At 73.1% G+C, this 13,286-nt stretch carries 15 protein-coding genes; 14 read left to right on the top strand and 1 reads right to left on the bottom strand.

The window, feature by feature from the left end; all coding sequences use genetic code 11:
* The first annotated feature begins 130 nt into the window (after positions 1-130).
* Positions 131-1,723 carry an ATP-binding protein gene (locus MYF83_RS31670; RefSeq protein WP_248964423.1) on the top strand — a complete coding sequence of 531 codons (1,593 nt, stop codon included), beginning with the start codon at positions 131-133 and terminating at the stop codon, positions 1,721-1,723.
* Positions 1,720-2,391: a response regulator gene (locus MYF83_RS31665; protein WP_248964422.1), complete on the top strand. Its 672-nt coding sequence runs from the start codon at positions 1,720-1,722 to the stop codon at positions 2,389-2,391. Before MYF83_RS31670 ends, MYF83_RS31665 begins: the two co-directional genes overlap by 4 nt.
* 29 nt (positions 2,392-2,420) lie before the next feature.
* Here the strand turns inward: MYF83_RS31665 and MYF83_RS31660 are convergent, their stop codons facing one another.
* Positions 2,421-2,600 carry a DUF2795 domain-containing protein gene (locus MYF83_RS31660; protein WP_248964421.1) on the bottom strand — a complete coding sequence of 60 codons (180 nt, stop codon included), beginning with the start codon at positions 2,598-2,600 and terminating at the stop codon, positions 2,421-2,423.
* 522 nt (positions 2,601-3,122) lie between these two features.
* On the opposite strand from MYF83_RS31660, the gene lanKC reads away from it, so the two are divergent.
* From lanKC to MYF83_RS31600, 12 genes are all read left to right on the top strand, one after another.
* Positions 3,123-5,756, top strand: coding sequence for a class III lanthionine synthetase LanKC (lanKC, locus tag MYF83_RS31655; RefSeq protein ID WP_248964420.1), 2,634 nt, complete (start codon positions 3,123-3,125; stop codon positions 5,754-5,756).
* A gap of 5 nt (positions 5,757-5,761) precedes the next feature.
* Positions 5,762-5,890: a SapB/AmfS family lanthipeptide gene (locus tag MYF83_RS31650; protein ID WP_248964419.1), complete on the top strand. Its 129-nt coding sequence runs from the start codon at positions 5,762-5,764 to the stop codon at positions 5,888-5,890.
* Between the two features lie 35 nt (positions 5,891-5,925).
* Entirely contained in the window at positions 5,926-6,051 is a 126-nt protein-coding gene (locus tag MYF83_RS31645; RefSeq protein ID WP_248964418.1) for a SapB/AmfS family lanthipeptide, read from the top strand.
* A 100-nt stretch (positions 6,052-6,151) separates the two neighbouring features.
* Positions 6,152-7,918: an ABC transporter ATP-binding protein gene (locus tag MYF83_RS31640; RefSeq protein ID WP_248964417.1), complete on the top strand. Its 1,767-nt coding sequence runs from the start codon at positions 6,152-6,154 to the stop codon at positions 7,916-7,918.
* The gene (locus MYF83_RS31635; protein ID WP_248964416.1) at positions 7,915-9,627 is read left to right on the top strand and encodes an ATP-binding cassette domain-containing protein; all 1,713 of its coding nucleotides are present in this window, start codon (positions 7,915-7,917) and stop codon (positions 9,625-9,627) included. Before MYF83_RS31640 ends, MYF83_RS31635 begins: the two co-directional genes overlap by 4 nt.
* 164 nt (positions 9,628-9,791) lie before the next feature.
* Positions 9,792-10,259, top strand: a complete 468-nt coding sequence (locus tag MYF83_RS31630) for an Asp23/Gls24 family envelope stress response protein (protein ID WP_248964415.1) — start codon at positions 9,792-9,794, stop codon at positions 10,257-10,259.
* The gene (locus tag MYF83_RS31625; RefSeq protein ID WP_248964414.1) at positions 10,256-10,585 is read left to right on the top strand and encodes a hypothetical protein; all 330 of its coding nucleotides are present in this window, start codon (positions 10,256-10,258) and stop codon (positions 10,583-10,585) included. The genes MYF83_RS31630 and MYF83_RS31625 overlap by 4 nt, the downstream gene beginning before the upstream one ends.
* Positions 10,578-10,769, top strand: a complete 192-nt coding sequence (locus tag MYF83_RS31620; RefSeq protein ID WP_248964413.1) for a hypothetical protein — start codon at positions 10,578-10,580, stop codon at positions 10,767-10,769. The genes MYF83_RS31625 and MYF83_RS31620 overlap by 8 nt, the downstream gene beginning before the upstream one ends.
* Positions 10,766-11,227 (top strand): Asp23/Gls24 family envelope stress response protein, encoded by a 462-nt coding sequence (locus MYF83_RS31615; protein WP_248964412.1) that lies wholly within the window; start codon positions 10,766-10,768, stop codon positions 11,225-11,227. Before MYF83_RS31620 ends, MYF83_RS31615 begins: the two co-directional genes overlap by 4 nt.
* Positions 11,224-11,880, top strand: coding sequence for a DUF6286 domain-containing protein (locus MYF83_RS31610; protein ID WP_248964411.1), 657 nt, complete (start codon positions 11,224-11,226; stop codon positions 11,878-11,880). The genes MYF83_RS31615 and MYF83_RS31610 overlap by 4 nt, the downstream gene beginning before the upstream one ends.
* Before the next feature lie 3 nt (positions 11,881-11,883).
* On the top strand, positions 11,884-12,495 hold the full coding sequence (locus MYF83_RS31605; protein ID WP_248964410.1) for an alkaline shock response membrane anchor protein AmaP: 612 nt from the start codon (positions 11,884-11,886) through the stop codon (positions 12,493-12,495).
* A gap of 100 nt (positions 12,496-12,595) precedes the next feature.
* Positions 12,596-13,057, top strand: coding sequence for a DUF4383 domain-containing protein (locus tag MYF83_RS31600; protein ID WP_248964409.1), 462 nt, complete (start codon positions 12,596-12,598; stop codon positions 13,055-13,057).
* The last annotated feature ends 229 nt before the right edge of the window (positions 13,058-13,286 follow it).

Genomic DNA, 13,286 nt, shown 5'->3' with positions numbered 1-13,286 from the left:
GTCGAGTGACTATGCGCCGTCGGAGTGATCTGGGTCACTATTGCGTACATTACGTACATTGCCGCGTCGCGGACCCGGTGCCCCACCACCGCGCCACGCGGACCGGTGAACCTCTGGAAAGGTGGAGCGCGTGACGGCGATCCTCTCCGGGCCGAGACGATGGAGCCTGGCGCGGCAGATGCTGGCCCTCCAGATCGTCGTCGTCGGGATCACCGTGGCGGGCGGCACCCTCCTCGCCGTCTGGCACACGAGCCGGCTGCTCACCCACCAGGCCGCGAGGACGAGCCGCACGGCCGCGATCAGCGTCGCGGACTCCCCCGCCGTGCTCGCCGCCCTGGACGACCCCGATCCCTCGGCCGTCCTCCAGCCGTACGCCGAGCGCGTGCGCAGGGAGGCGGGGATGGACTTCATCACGATCATGGACAGGGAGGGGCGCAGGTACACCCATCCCAATCCGCTGAGGATCGGCGGGCGGTTCCTCGGCACCACCGCGCCCGCTCTGGCGGGGCGCACCTTCACCGAGATCTACACCGGCACGCTCGGCCCCTCGGTGCGGGCCGTCACGCCCGTCCGGGACGCGGCCGGGCGGGTGCGCGCCCTGGTGAGCGCGGGCATCACCATCGACAAGATCAGCGCCCAGTCGCGCGACCAGATCGTGGCCGCGCTGCTGACCGGGCTGGTGGGCCTGTCGGCGGCGAGCGCGGGCACCTACCTGGTCGGCACGCGCCTGCGCCGGGAGACCCACGGCCTGCGCTCGGCGGAGCTGCGGCGCATGTACGAGTACCACAACGCGATCCTGCACGCGGTCCGCGAAGGCCTGCTCCTGGTCGACGGCGACCACCGGCTGGCGCTGGCCAACGACGGGGCGCGCGAGCTGCTCGCACTGCCCCCCGACGCGGAGGGAAGGGACATCGCCGGCCTCCTGCCGCCCTCGCTGGCCGAGTCGCTGGCCTCCGGCGAGGACCGGTCCGACGAGATCCACCTGACCGGCGACCGGGTGCTCGTGGTCAGCGCCGCCTCGGTCCGCTCGGGCGCACGGACGCTCGGCACCGTCGTGACGCTGCGCGACCACACCGAGCTGCAGGCGCTCACCGGGCAGCTCGACGCCGAACGCGGCTTCGCCGAGTCGCTCCGCTCGGCCGCCCACGAGGCCGCCAACCGGCTGCACACCGTGGTCACGCTGGTCGAGCTCGGCCGTGCCGAGCAGGCCGTCGCCTTCGCCACGGCGGAGCTGAAGACCGCCCAGCAGCTCACCGACCGGGTCGTCGGCGCCGTGCGCGAGCCCGTGCTCGCGGCGCTGCTCCTCGGCAAGACCGCCGAGGCCGCCGAGCGCGGGGTGGAGCTCTCGATCAGCCCGGACAGCGGGCTGGACGACGTCAGCCTCGACGCCCGCGACCTGGTGACCATCCTCGGCAACCTCATCGACAACGCCGTGGAGGCCGCCATGGCCGGCGCGGCCCCCGCCCGCGTGCGCGTCCACCTGCGCGACGAGAACGGCGGGTTCCTGCTCCGGGTGTCCGACAGCGGTCCAGGGCTGGAGGCGCGTGCCGCGAAGGAGGCCTTCCGGCGAGGATGGACGACCAAGGGCGACGGCCGGGGCCTCGGGCTCGCCATGGTCGGCCAGGCGGTCCGCCGCCTCGGCGGGACGATCGAGGTCGGCCACGGCGACGCGGGTGCCGTGTTCACCGTGCGCCTCCCGCTGGAGAGGGTCGCGTCGCCGTGATCTCGGTTCTGATCGTCGAGGACGAGGAGCTCACCGCCGAGGCCAACCGGCTCTACGTCGAGCGGATGCCGGGTTTCCAGGTGGCCGGTACCGCCCGGTCGGGCGGGGAGGCCCTGCGGTTCCTGCGGCGCCACCCGGCGGACCTGGTGCTGCTCGACCTGTACCTGCCCGACATGCACGGGCTCGACGTGTGCCGGGCGCTGCGGGCGGCCGGCGTCTTCTGCGACGTCATCGCCGTCACCTCCGCCCGAGACCTTTCGGTGGTCCGGTCGGCGGTGTCGGTCGGGGTCGTGCAGTACCTGCTCAAGCCGTTCACCTTCGCCGCGCTCAGCGAGAAGCTGACCCGGTACGCCGAGTTCCGCTCCTCGATGGACGGCTCGGGCGAGGTCAGCGGCCAGGGAGAGGTGGACAGGGTGCTGTCGGCCCTCAGGGGGACGGGCCGCACGCCGCTGCCCAAGGGGATGACCGAGGCCACCCTGGCGGCGGTGGCGGGCGAGCTGCGCAGGGCCCCCGGCGGGATGTCGGCCCAGGCGGTCGGCTCGGCGATCGGCGTGTCGCGGGTGACGGCCCGGCGCTATCTGGAACATCTCATCGACACCGGCGGCGTGCGCCGCGTCCCGCGCTACGGCGGGCTGGGACGGCCCGAGCTGCTCTACGAGATCATCTGAGCCGTCCTCGCGTCGCCGTCCGGACTTGGTCAGCTCCTTGCTGACGCCGTCGGGGCCCTCGTACTCCTTGTCGGGGAGGCGCTGGAGGGCCCCCTCGTCTGCTCGTCCGCGCCCTTCTTCTTGGCGTGCTGGACGAGCTGCTCCTTGGTCGCCGGGTAGTCAACTCCGGACAGGAATTTCCGCACGTGGATGAAGTCCGCCTGCACCATGATTCCTCCTTTGCCGCGAGGTAGCTCCTGTTCCTCACTACACATGGAGAAACTCCGCATTACACGTCGATAGCGGGCGATGTTCGAATCTTTGCCCCGCATTCCAGAATCGCATTCTAGGCGGCTGCTACCCTCATTCTTCATCACGAACCCTCTGCCGACCGAAACAACCGTATGTAGTGGACAAAAAGGGACAGAGTGTCGTAAATGCGGAGCCATACCCTGGTCGGCGCGCACACGCGAGCGGATCGCCTCGCCATTTGAGAACGGGCTTCTTCCCAGGCCAGGACTTCGTCTCACAGGGGCACATCCGTCGAACCACGTCAACATCGGATTTTTCGTCAAGTCAGCTTCATTGTTGGCCAACACAAGATTCACAGGTCATGCTCCACGACTGTGACAGTTATCACGACCCGAACAGTGACACTGGCATATGACAGCTATGGGACCGGTCACTAGCGACGGATGGGGCTATCCGTAACTCTCCTCTTAGTGCGTCGAGCGACGAGAGGGGTGTGGGACATGATCGACCGATATGAGATTTATTGCCTAGCCGATCCCCTGTTTTACGACACCCTTGACAACCAGCGGGCGAAGTATCCTGACTTTCCCATAGCGAGCAGAGATGTGCCGTCCGGCTGGCAGCATCGCGCGACCGACACCTGGCTGCACTACGGGCCCGAGGAGCGGTCGCTGCCCCTCCAGGGCTGGAAGATCCACCTCTCGGCGTGTCTCGAGGACGCCGAGAAGGCGCTGGAAGCGGCCTGGGACTACTGCGTCGGCCGGCGGCTCAGCTTCAAGTTCCTGCGCGGGCCGCGCGTCGTCATGATGCTCAACTCCAAGTACGCCGACCGCGGCAGCAGCGGAAAGCTGGTGACGATCTACCCGGCGGACCAGGGCGAGCTGGAGCTCGTGCTCAAGGAGCTGGACGAGCTCCTGCGCGGCGTCCGCGGCCCCTACATCCTGAGCGATCTGCGCTACGGCGAGGGGCCCCTGTTCGTCCGCTACGGCGGCTTCGCCGAGCGCTACTGCCTGACCGGAAACCGTGACCGGGTGCTCGCGATCGAGAACGCGGAAGGCACCCTCGTGCCGGACCGGCGGGGGCCCTCGTTCTCGCCGCCGTCCTGGGTGACCCTGCCGGACTTCCTCCAGCCCCACCTCGAGGCCCGCAACTCGGTCACCCTCGCCGGCCTGCCGTACGAGATCGAGAAGGTGCTGCACTTCTCCAACGGCGGCGGGGTGTACCAGGCGCGCGACACCCGAACGGACGGCAAGGTCATTCTGAAGGAGGCCAGGCCGCACGCCGGGCTCGACGCCGCCGGCCGCGACGCGGTCGCCCGCCTGCGGCACGAGGCGGACATCCTGCGCCGCCTCCAAGGGCTGGACGTGGTCCCCGAGCTGCACGACTACTTCACCCTCGGCGAGCACCATTTCCTCGTCCAGGAGTTCGTCGACGGGACGACCCTGAGCCAGGAGTCGGTGCACAGGCATCCCCTGACCCGCGCCACCATCACCCCCGAGGACGCCGCCGCCTACACCGAATGGGCGCTCGGCATGCTGGACCGCGTCGACCGGGCGGTGGCCGCGCTGCACGAGCGCGGGGTCGTCTTCGGCGACCTGCACCCCTTCAACGTCCTGGTCGAGGGCGGCCGCGTCGTGCTGATCGACTTCGAGGTGGCCAGCCTGGCCGAGAAGAAGGCGCGGCCGACCCTCGCCCACCCCGGCTTCTGCCCTCCTGCGGACCGGCTCGGCGTGGAGGCCGACCGCTACGCCCTCGGCTGCATGCGCCTGAACCTGTTCGCCCCGATGTCCACGGTGCTGATCCCGCTGCACCGGGCCAAGGTCACCCACCTCGCCGAGCTGGTGTGCGACACCTTCCCGGTGCCGCGCCCCTACGTCGAGGAGGCGGTGCGCACCATCCTCGGGAAGGCCACGGCCACGCGCGCCGCCTCCCCGGCGCGGGACGACGTCGCGAGCGCGATGCGCGATCTGCCCATCCCCGGCCGCGCCTCCTGGACGGCGATCAGGGACGCGGCGTGCCGCGCCGTCCTGGCCTCGGCGACCCCGGGGCGCGACGACCGGCTCTTCCCCGGCGACGCGGCGCAGTTCCAGCCGGGCGGCGGGCTCAACCTCGCCAACGGCGCCGCGGGCGTGCTCTACGCGCTGGCCGCGACGGGCGCCGGCCGGTTCCCCGAGCACGAGACCTGGCTCCGCGAGCGCGCCATGGCCCCCGCACCCGGGACCGGCCTCGGCTTCTACGACGGGCTGCACGGCGTGGCCTACGCCTTCGAGGCGCTCGGCCGCCGGCAGGACGCCCTGGAGCTGGTGACCCTGTGCCTGCGGGAGAAATGGGACCAGCTCGGCCAGAGCCTGTACTCCGGCCTGTCAGGCATCGGGCTGAACCTGCTCCACCTCGCCCGGGCCACGGGCGAGCGCGAGCCGGCGGAGGCCGCCCTGCGCGTCGTCGACATGGTCGCCGGTCGCCTCGGGACCGTCGAGAGCGTGCCCGAGATCAGCGGCGGCGGCAACCCGCACGCCGGGCTGATGCGCGGCTCGTCGGGTCCCGCGCTGCTGTTCCTGCGCGCGTACGAGACGACCGGCGACAGCGCGCTGCTGGAGCACGCGAGCGTCGCGCTGCGGCAGGACCTGCGCCGCTGCGCCAAGCGCGACGACGGGCAACTGCAGGTCCAGCAGGGCTGGCGGACCAACCCCTACCTGGACGAGGGCTCGGCCGGCATCGGGGTCGTCCTGCGCCGCTACCTCTCGCACCGCGACGACGAGGCCTTCCGGCAGGCGCTGGACGACATCGGCCCGGTCGCCACCTTGGACTACTACGTGCAGCCTGGCCTGTTCGCCGGCCGGGCCGGCATGATCGCGGCCCTCGCCCTCGGGCTGCGGCCCGGCATCGACCGGGAGGCTCCCGAGGTCGCCGGCCAGATCGCGCGCCTCGGCTGGCACGCCATGCCCTACGGCGGCGGGCTCGCCTTCCCCGGCAACCAGTTGCTGCGGCTCTCGATGGACCTCGCGACCGGCACGGCCGGCGTGGTCCTCGCGCTCGGCACCGTGCTGCACGACCGGCCGGTGACCGTGCCCCTCATCTCCCCGCCCGGCAACCCCGCCGGACCGGTGGACCCGACGAGCGACGGAAGGAGGTGACGATCATGGCGCTTCTCGACCTGCAGGAGATGGAGATCCCCGGCGGCCACGGCGGCGGCGGTGGCGGCAGCCAGCTCAGCCTGCTGGGGTGCACCCCCCACGAGAACAGCAGCCTCAGCATCCTCTGCGGCTGAAAACCCCGGTACGAAACGAAAGGGCGTGACCTCGAATGGCGCTTCTCGACCTGCAGGACATGGAGATCCCCGGCGGCCACGGCGGCGGCGGCGGCAGCCAGCTGAGCCTCGTGGGGTGCACCCCCCACGAGAACAGCAGCCTGAGCATCCTCTGCGGCTGACATCTGGCGGCTGATATCTGAGCCAAGTGCCTGGGGCGGCCCTCATCCGGCCGCTCCAGGCCTGTCCATTCCCGGAACGGACGGAAGGGAAACCTTGGCCATGTCGGACGGGCTTCTCTTCGAGGTGCTCCGCCGCAGCGGCCGGTGGCCCGCCGTGTACGCCGTCACCGCGCTCGCCGGCGCCGTGGCCGACCTGCTGCTCCCCAGCGCTCTGGGCCGGGCGGTGGACGTCCTCGTCGCTCCCGGCGGCGAGGCCGGCGGCATCCTGCTGTACTGCGTCTTCCTCGTCGTCACGGTGGTGGCGTGCGACGCCGTGGCCGTCCTCGCGGCCGGGACGGGCGGCGCCCAGGCCTCGCGCCTGCTGCGCATGCGGGTCGTACGGCACGTCCTCGGCACCGGCCCCGCCATCTCGCGGCGCTTCTCCGCCGGAGACCTGGTCACCCGCGCCGGCTCCAACGCCGAGGAGGTCGGAGCCGCCCCCGAGGCGATCATCACCGCCGGGGCCCTGCTCGTGCCGGCGGCCGGCTCCCTGGTCGCGCTGGCGCTCATCGACCTCTGGCCGGCGGTGGCCTTCGCGGTGGGCCTGGCCCTGATCGGGCTCGTCCTGCGCGCGTTCCTGCGGCGGTCGACGGCCGTCGCGACGGGCTACCAGGAGGCGCAGAGCGACATCGCGTCGCGGCTGATCGACGCGCTGTCCGGGGCCCGGACCATCGCCGCCGCCGGCACCGAGGACCTGGAGGCGCGGCGCGTGCTCGCGCCCCTGCCGCGCCTGCACGCCCACGGCATGGCCCTTTGGCGGGTCAACGCCCGCGCCGGCGTCCAGGCGGCCATCGTCGTCCCGCTGCTGCAGATCACTGTGATCGGCGTGAGCGGGTTCCGGCTCGCCGCCGGAGAGATGAGCGTCGGCGACCTGTTCGCGGCGGCGCGCTACGCGGTGCTGGGCGCCGGCATCGGCTCGGCGCTGGGCTACCTCAACCGGCTGGGCCGCGCCCGCTCGGCGGCCCGGCGCGTCCGGGAGGTGCTCGACCGTCCCGCCGTCGCGTACGGGGACGAGGAGCTGCCCGCGGCGCAGGGCGCCCATGCGGCCCGGGGAAGGCTGGAGCTGCGGGGCGTCACCGTGTGCGCCGAGGGGCGGCCCGTGCTGCGCGGCATCGACCTGACCGTGCCGGGAGGCGCGGCGGTTGCGGTGGTCGGCAGGTCGGGCAGCGGCAAGTCGCTCCTGGCGGCCGTCGCCGGGCGGCTGGTGGACCCCGGCCGGGGCGAGGTGCTGCTCGACGGGGTGCCGTTGCGCCGGCTCGGCCGCGCCGCGCTGCGGGAGGCCGTCGGCTACGCCTTCGAGCGGCCCGTCCTCTTCGGCGCGACGCTGGCCGAGGCGATCGCCGTCGGACGGCCGCCGGGCGTGGCGAGGACCGCCGCCCGGGCGGCCTCGGCCGACCCGTTCATCCGCAGGCTTCCCCGCGCGTACGACACCCCGATCGACGAGGCCCCCATGTCGGGGGGCGAGCGCCAGCGCGTCGGGCTGGCGAGGGCCTTCGCGCACGGGGGCCGGCTGCTGATCCTGGACGACGCCACCTCCAGCCTGGACACCGTCACCGAATACCAGGTGGCCCGGGCCCTCACCGAGGAGCTGCGCGACCGCACGAGGGTGATCGTCGCGCACCGGGCCGCGACGGCGGCGCGCGCGGACCTGGTCGTCTGGCTGGAGGACGGGCGGATCAGGGGACACGGCCCGCACGAGGCGCTGTGGCGCGACCCCGCCTACCGGGCGGTCTTCCAGGTCGCCGGGCCCTCCCCGGCCGGCGCCCCGGCCGCCGCCCTAGGGCCGCCGCGTGCGGCCGGGCCCGTCCCGGTCGCGGAGCGGGCATGAGGGTCCGCGACCTGCTGTGGCGGGCGGTGCGCGAGCGGCCGCGCCACCTGGTGCGGCTGCTCGGCTGGTCGTTCGCCGAGGCGGCGCCGTCGTTCGCCTCCGGGCAGGCCATCGCGCACGCGCTGGACGACGGGTTCGCCGCCGGCCGCCCGCTGACCGGCCTGGCGTGGCTGGTCGTGCTGGCCGCGGCCTGGCTGGCCGCGGCGCTCGGCGCGCGGCAGGTGCTGCTGGCGATCGCGGGGATCGTCGAGCCGTTCCGTGACGAGTTGCTGCGCCGTGTCGTGGAGGGGACGCTGCACCGGGCCGCCGCCTCCGGCCTGCGGACGGACAGCGCCGCGGTGGCGCGGATGAACCGTCAGGTGGAGCTCGCCAGGGACTCACTCGGCGCCGTGATCGCCGTGGTCAGGTCGTTCCTGTTCTCGGTGGTGGGGGTGCTGCTCGGCGTGATGACGCTGATGGGCTCCGTGCTGCCGCTGGTGCTCCTGCCGTTGGTGGCGGGACTCGCGCTGTTCCTGATGTCGCTGCCGGCGATGGCGCGCGCGCAGCGGGAGGCCATTCTGGCCGAGGAGCGGACGGCGGCGTCCCTGGCCGCCATGGTGGACGGCCTCCGGGACGTCACCGCGTGCGGGGCGGAGGACCGGGTGGCCGCCGGCGTCGGCCGGGACGTGGAGCGCCAGGCGCGGGCCACCGGGGCGCTCGCCCGGCTGACCGCCGTCCGCACGGTGTCGCTCGCCGTGGGCGGATGGCTGCCCATCCTCATGGTGCTGGCCGCCACGCCCGCACTGGTGCGCCAGGGCGCGACGGCCGGGATCATCCTCGGCACGCTCACCTACGTGGCGCAGTCCCTGACGCCCGCGCTCGGCAGCCTCGTGCAGGGGGTCGGGGTCAACGGCGTACGGCTGGTGACGGCGCTCCAGCGCATCATGTCGACGAGCGAGCGGCTCGCGGCAGCGGTGGCGGCCGGCGTGTGCGTGCCGAAGGGCATGCTGCTGCGGCTGCGCGGGGTGACGTTCGCCTACGGCCCGGGCGCCGATCCGGTGATCCGCGACCTCGGCCTGGCCGTCCGGGACGGCGACCATCTCGCGGTCGTCGGGCCGAGCGGGATCGGCAAGTCCACGGTGGCGGCGCTGGTGGCCGGCCTGCTGCGGCCGGACGCGGGCCGGATCCTCATCGGCGGCGTCCCGATCGAGGAGCTGGACCGCGCCGCCATGTGCCGCGCCCGGGTGCTGATCCCGCAGGAGGCGTACGTCTTCCGCGGCACGCTCGGCGACAACCTGACCTACCTGGCGGGCGGTCGCTCGCGGGCGGACCTGGACAAGGCGGTCGACGCGGTCGGCCTGACGGACCTGGTCCGCAGGCTCGGCGGCTACGAGGCCGAGGTGGATCCCTCGGAGCTGTCGTCGGGAGAGCGCCAGCTCGTCGCCCTCACCCGGGCCTACCTGTCGCCGGCGCGGCTGGTCCTGCTGGACGAGGCGACCTGCCATCTGGACCCGGCGGCCGAGGCGCGGGCGGAGGAGGCGTTCGCGGCGCGGGACGGGACGCTCATCGTGATCGCCCATCGCCTCACCTCGGCGCTGCGGGCGCGGCGGGTGCTGGTCATGGACGGCACGCGCGCGCTGGTGGGGACGCACGAGGAGATGGTCGCGGCGTCGGGGCTCTACCGGGACTTAATGGGACGCTGGGAGGCGCCGGTCGGCGCGGATACCTGATCCCGCCTGACACGGTCATCAACCTCCTAAAATTAGGACATTCGGTATAAAATAGTCATATATCCCCCCTTCGGGGGTACGTGCATACTTACGCCGGTTGTGCCTTCCTATTCGGCGACGCAGGCCGATCCTGCTGGAACGGAGGCGACAAGGTGAGCACACAGATGAACCAGACGAAGAGCCAGGCGTCCGACGTCACCACCACCCGGACGACGCCGCACCGAGGGGCCGCCGAACTCGTCAGCGAGCACGGCAGGACGACGATCGCCGACACCGTGGTGGCCAAGATCGCCGGAATGGCGGCCCGGGAGGTGTCCGGGGTGTACGCGCTCGGCGCGGGGATGTCGCGAGCCCTCGGGGCGGTACGCGAGCGCCTGACCGGAGGAGCCGGCACGGCCAGCACGCAGGGCGTCGAGGTCGAGGTGGGCGAGCGCCAAGCGGCGGCCGACCTGGACGTGATCGTCGAGTACGGGGTATCGATCCCCGACCTCGCGGCCGGCGTCCGCCGCAACGTGATCGACGCCGTGGAGAACATGTGCGGCCTGGAGGTCACCGAGGTGAACATCAGCGTCGACGACCTCCACCTGCCCGGCGAGGAGGCCGCCGAGCCGCAGGAGGCCCGGGTCCGATGACCCCTCCCGCGGGCACCCGGGAGCGGCCCGAGGTGGAGCAGCTGGTCGACCGCATCGCCCAGGCGGTCGAGCACTGCCCGGATGTCGTCTCCCTGGCCAAGGGACCGGTGGCCACCTACCTCTCCGGCCGCACGGTGCCAGGGGTCGCCGTACGGGACACCGAGGTGGAGGTGGCCGTGGTCGCCCGGTACGGCCGGCCGCTGGCCGGGGTCGCCGCCGAAGTGCGGGCCGCGGTCGAACCTCTGGTACCCGGGCTGCCGATCCACGTCCGCATCGAGGACATCGCGCTGCCCGGAAACGAGACGGAAGGTGAGCGAAATGGATGAATCCCGTTGGTGGCCGGCGGTCGGCCTGCTGTTCGGGGCCGCGCTCGGATTCGCCGTGGTGGTCGGTGGCCTCACCGCGTTCCTCATCGTGCTGGTCCTCGGCATCCTGGGGTTCCTGGTCGGCCGGGCGCTGACCGGCGAGCTCGACATGAGCGGGCTGATGGGCGGCCGGAGGCGGACGTGAACACCGGTACGGCCGCGCCCGCTCCGGGCGGGCCCGGCACGGAGCCGGCGACCCCACGCGGCGCCGGGACGACCACGCCGTCCCAGCGCACCGCCGGGCCGCCGGAGACCCGCGGGCACACCGGCATCTCCGACCGGGTGCTGGAGCAGATCGCCGCCCGCGCGGTGAGCGAGGTGGAGCAGGTCGGCGGCGTCGCGCCCCGGGTGCTGGGCGTACCGCTCGGGCGCGACACCGAGCAGACCGCTCCCCGGGTGAGCGGACACGTGGACGGCCACCTGGCGATCCTGAAGGTGACGCTGTCGGTGGTCTACCCGGCGCCGATCCGGCAGGTCGTCCACCGGGTGCGCGACCACGTCGTGGCCCGCGTCAGGGAGCTGACCGGCCTGGAGGCGCGGCAGGTGGACATCGACGTCACCCGCCTGATCCACCCGGCCGAGGAGGGGAGGCGCGTACAGTGACCGCGACCGAACCCGGCCCCGGCGGCGAGGACCGCGCGACCGAACCCGAACCCGTCGCAGAGGACCGCGGAACCGGTCCCGGGCCGCACGCCGGCGGCAGGGCACAGCGGCGGGCGGCCGCCCGCGCGTTCCGGTCCCACCGGACCCTCCCGGCCACCCTGGCCGCGCTGCTGCTGGCCGCCGCCGCCATGGTGACCATGGTCGGCGCGGTGGCGATGGCCACCCGCGCGCAGACGCACCTGCCCACGGTGGCCTGGCTCGCGCCGCTCGGACGCGCCCGCTGGGACGATCCGGCGGCGCTCACCACCGCGGCCGTCATCTGCGTGATCGGCCTCGCGATGCTCGTGGCGGCGCTGACCCCGGGACGCGCCCGGGTGATCCCGCTGACCTCCGAGGATCCACAGATGGTCACCGGCATCACCCGCACCGGGCTGCGCCGCCACCTCACCGCCGTCGCGACGGCCGTGGACGGCGTCTCGCGGGCGCGGGTGCGGCTGCGGCGGCGCGGCGCGCAGGTGACGGTCGCCACCCCGCTCCGCGACGTCGGAGAGCTGCCCGGCGAGGTCGGCCAGGCCGTGGAGGGCCGTCTCGAGGACCTGCGCCCGCTGAGGCCGATACCGGTGACCGTCACCGTGCGGCGGAGAGAGGAGTGAACGGTGAGCCACCGTAACGCGCGCGTCAACCGCACCGGCCTGGCGATCCTGGGCCTGATCCTGACCCTGGCGGGGGCCCTGGCACTGGCCAAGGGCCTCGGGCTGCTCGGGCCGCGCCACGTACCGGTGATCTCCCCACAGATCGCCGGCTTCGCCGCCCGTACCGCCTGGTTCTGGCCCGCCCTCGCCCTCGTCGCGCTCGTGGTCGAGCTGCTGGCCCTGCGCTGGCTGCTCCTGGAGGCGCGCAGGGACACCGTCCGCTACCTGAACCTGGAGGAGGCCGACCCCGGCCACGGCGCCACCCACCTGTCGGCCCGGGCCGCGGCCGGAGCGCTCGAGGACGACCTCGCGCACAGCATCCACGAGGAGCGGACGCCCGGCGGCGGAGCGGGCGTACACGGCCGAGGGGCCGCGCACGGTGAACGGGTCAGCGCGACCCTGACCGGCGCTCCCACCGCGCCGAGCCTCGCCCTGGCCGTCGTCCTGCCCGACGAGTCCGACCCCGCCGCCGCCAGAAAGGGCATCCAGCACGCGGTGGCCCGGCTCCGCCGGTCCCTGGAGACCGAGCGCCTGCCCGCCACGGTCCGGATGCACACCGTGCGCACCCACCACTGACCCCGCACCCGCCGGGCCGAGGACGGACACGGCGGGTGCGGCCGTGGCGGCCGGTCAGCCGGCGACCACGACCCACAGCAAGACCGACCGAGGAGGCGCCATGAGTGCGCACACGCGCGAAATGACCCGAACACCGCTGCAGACGGCCGCGCTCGTCGTCGGGATCATCTTCCTCGTGGTGGGCGTCCTGGGGTTCGTCCCCGGCATCACGACCAACTACGGCGCCATGACGTTCGCCGGACACCATTCGGGGGCCCACCTGCTGGGCATCTTCCAGGTGTCGATCCTGCACAACATCGTGCACCTGCTGTTCGGCATCGCGGGCGTCACGATGGCCCGCAGCTGGGCGGGGGCGCGCAACTTCCTGATCTGGGGCGGCGCCATCTACCTGGTCCTGTGGATCTACGGCCTGCTGGTGGGCCGTGAGAGCGCGGCGAACTTCATCCCGGTCAACTCGGCGGACAACTGGCTGCACTTCCTGCTGGGCATTGTCATGATCGGCCTCGGCGTCATGCTGTCGCGGCACGCGGCCGGCGCCCGCAAGGGGATGTTCCACACCTGACCGCCCCGCGGCGCACCGGCGCCGAGCCCGAGCGGAAGCCGTACGGGCTGACCGCCGAGTGCACCGACGACCAGGGGATCCGGTTCCACCTCCGCCGAGCTCGTCTGAGCCGGTGCCCCCGCGGGCGGCCCCGGATCTTCTCGGGGCCGCCCGCGATGACGGCCGGGGGAATTGTTTCCGGGTCTTTACCGGGATCTCTAACTGGAGTAAACCCGGAGTGATCGCTCGG

The organism is Sphaerisporangium perillae (assembly GCF_023276435.1).
Classification (GTDB): Bacteria; Actinomycetota; Actinomycetes; order Streptosporangiales; family Streptosporangiaceae; genus Sphaerisporangium; species Sphaerisporangium perillae.
Note: the sequence above shows the minus strand (reverse complement) of the source record. Positions and strands in the feature narration are given on the sequence as shown.

Coding starts and splice junctions, on each gene's coding strand:
- MYF83_RS31640 (WP_248964417.1), top strand. CDS start 6,152: ATGTCGGACGGGCTTCTCTTCGAGGTGCTCCGCCGCAGCGGCCGGTGG.
- MYF83_RS31660 (WP_248964421.1), bottom strand. CDS start 2,600: ATGGTGCAGGCGGACTTCATCCACGTGCGGAAATTCCTGTCCGGAGTT.
- lanKC (WP_248964420.1), top strand. CDS start 3,123: ATGATCGACCGATATGAGATTTATTGCCTAGCCGATCCCCTGTTTTAC.
- MYF83_RS31620 (WP_248964413.1), top strand. CDS start 10,578: ATGGATGAATCCCGTTGGTGGCCGGCGGTCGGCCTGCTGTTCGGGGCC.
- MYF83_RS31600 (WP_248964409.1), top strand. CDS start 12,596: ATGAGTGCGCACACGCGCGAAATGACCCGAACACCGCTGCAGACGGCC.
- MYF83_RS31645 (WP_248964418.1), top strand. CDS start 5,926: ATGGCGCTTCTCGACCTGCAGGACATGGAGATCCCCGGCGGCCACGGC.
- MYF83_RS31650 (WP_248964419.1), top strand. CDS start 5,762: ATGGCGCTTCTCGACCTGCAGGAGATGGAGATCCCCGGCGGCCACGGC.
- MYF83_RS31630 (WP_248964415.1), top strand. CDS start 9,792: ATGAACCAGACGAAGAGCCAGGCGTCCGACGTCACCACCACCCGGACG.
- MYF83_RS31635 (WP_248964416.1), top strand. CDS start 7,915: ATGAGGGTCCGCGACCTGCTGTGGCGGGCGGTGCGCGAGCGGCCGCGC.
- MYF83_RS31625 (WP_248964414.1), top strand. CDS start 10,256: ATGACCCCTCCCGCGGGCACCCGGGAGCGGCCCGAGGTGGAGCAGCTG.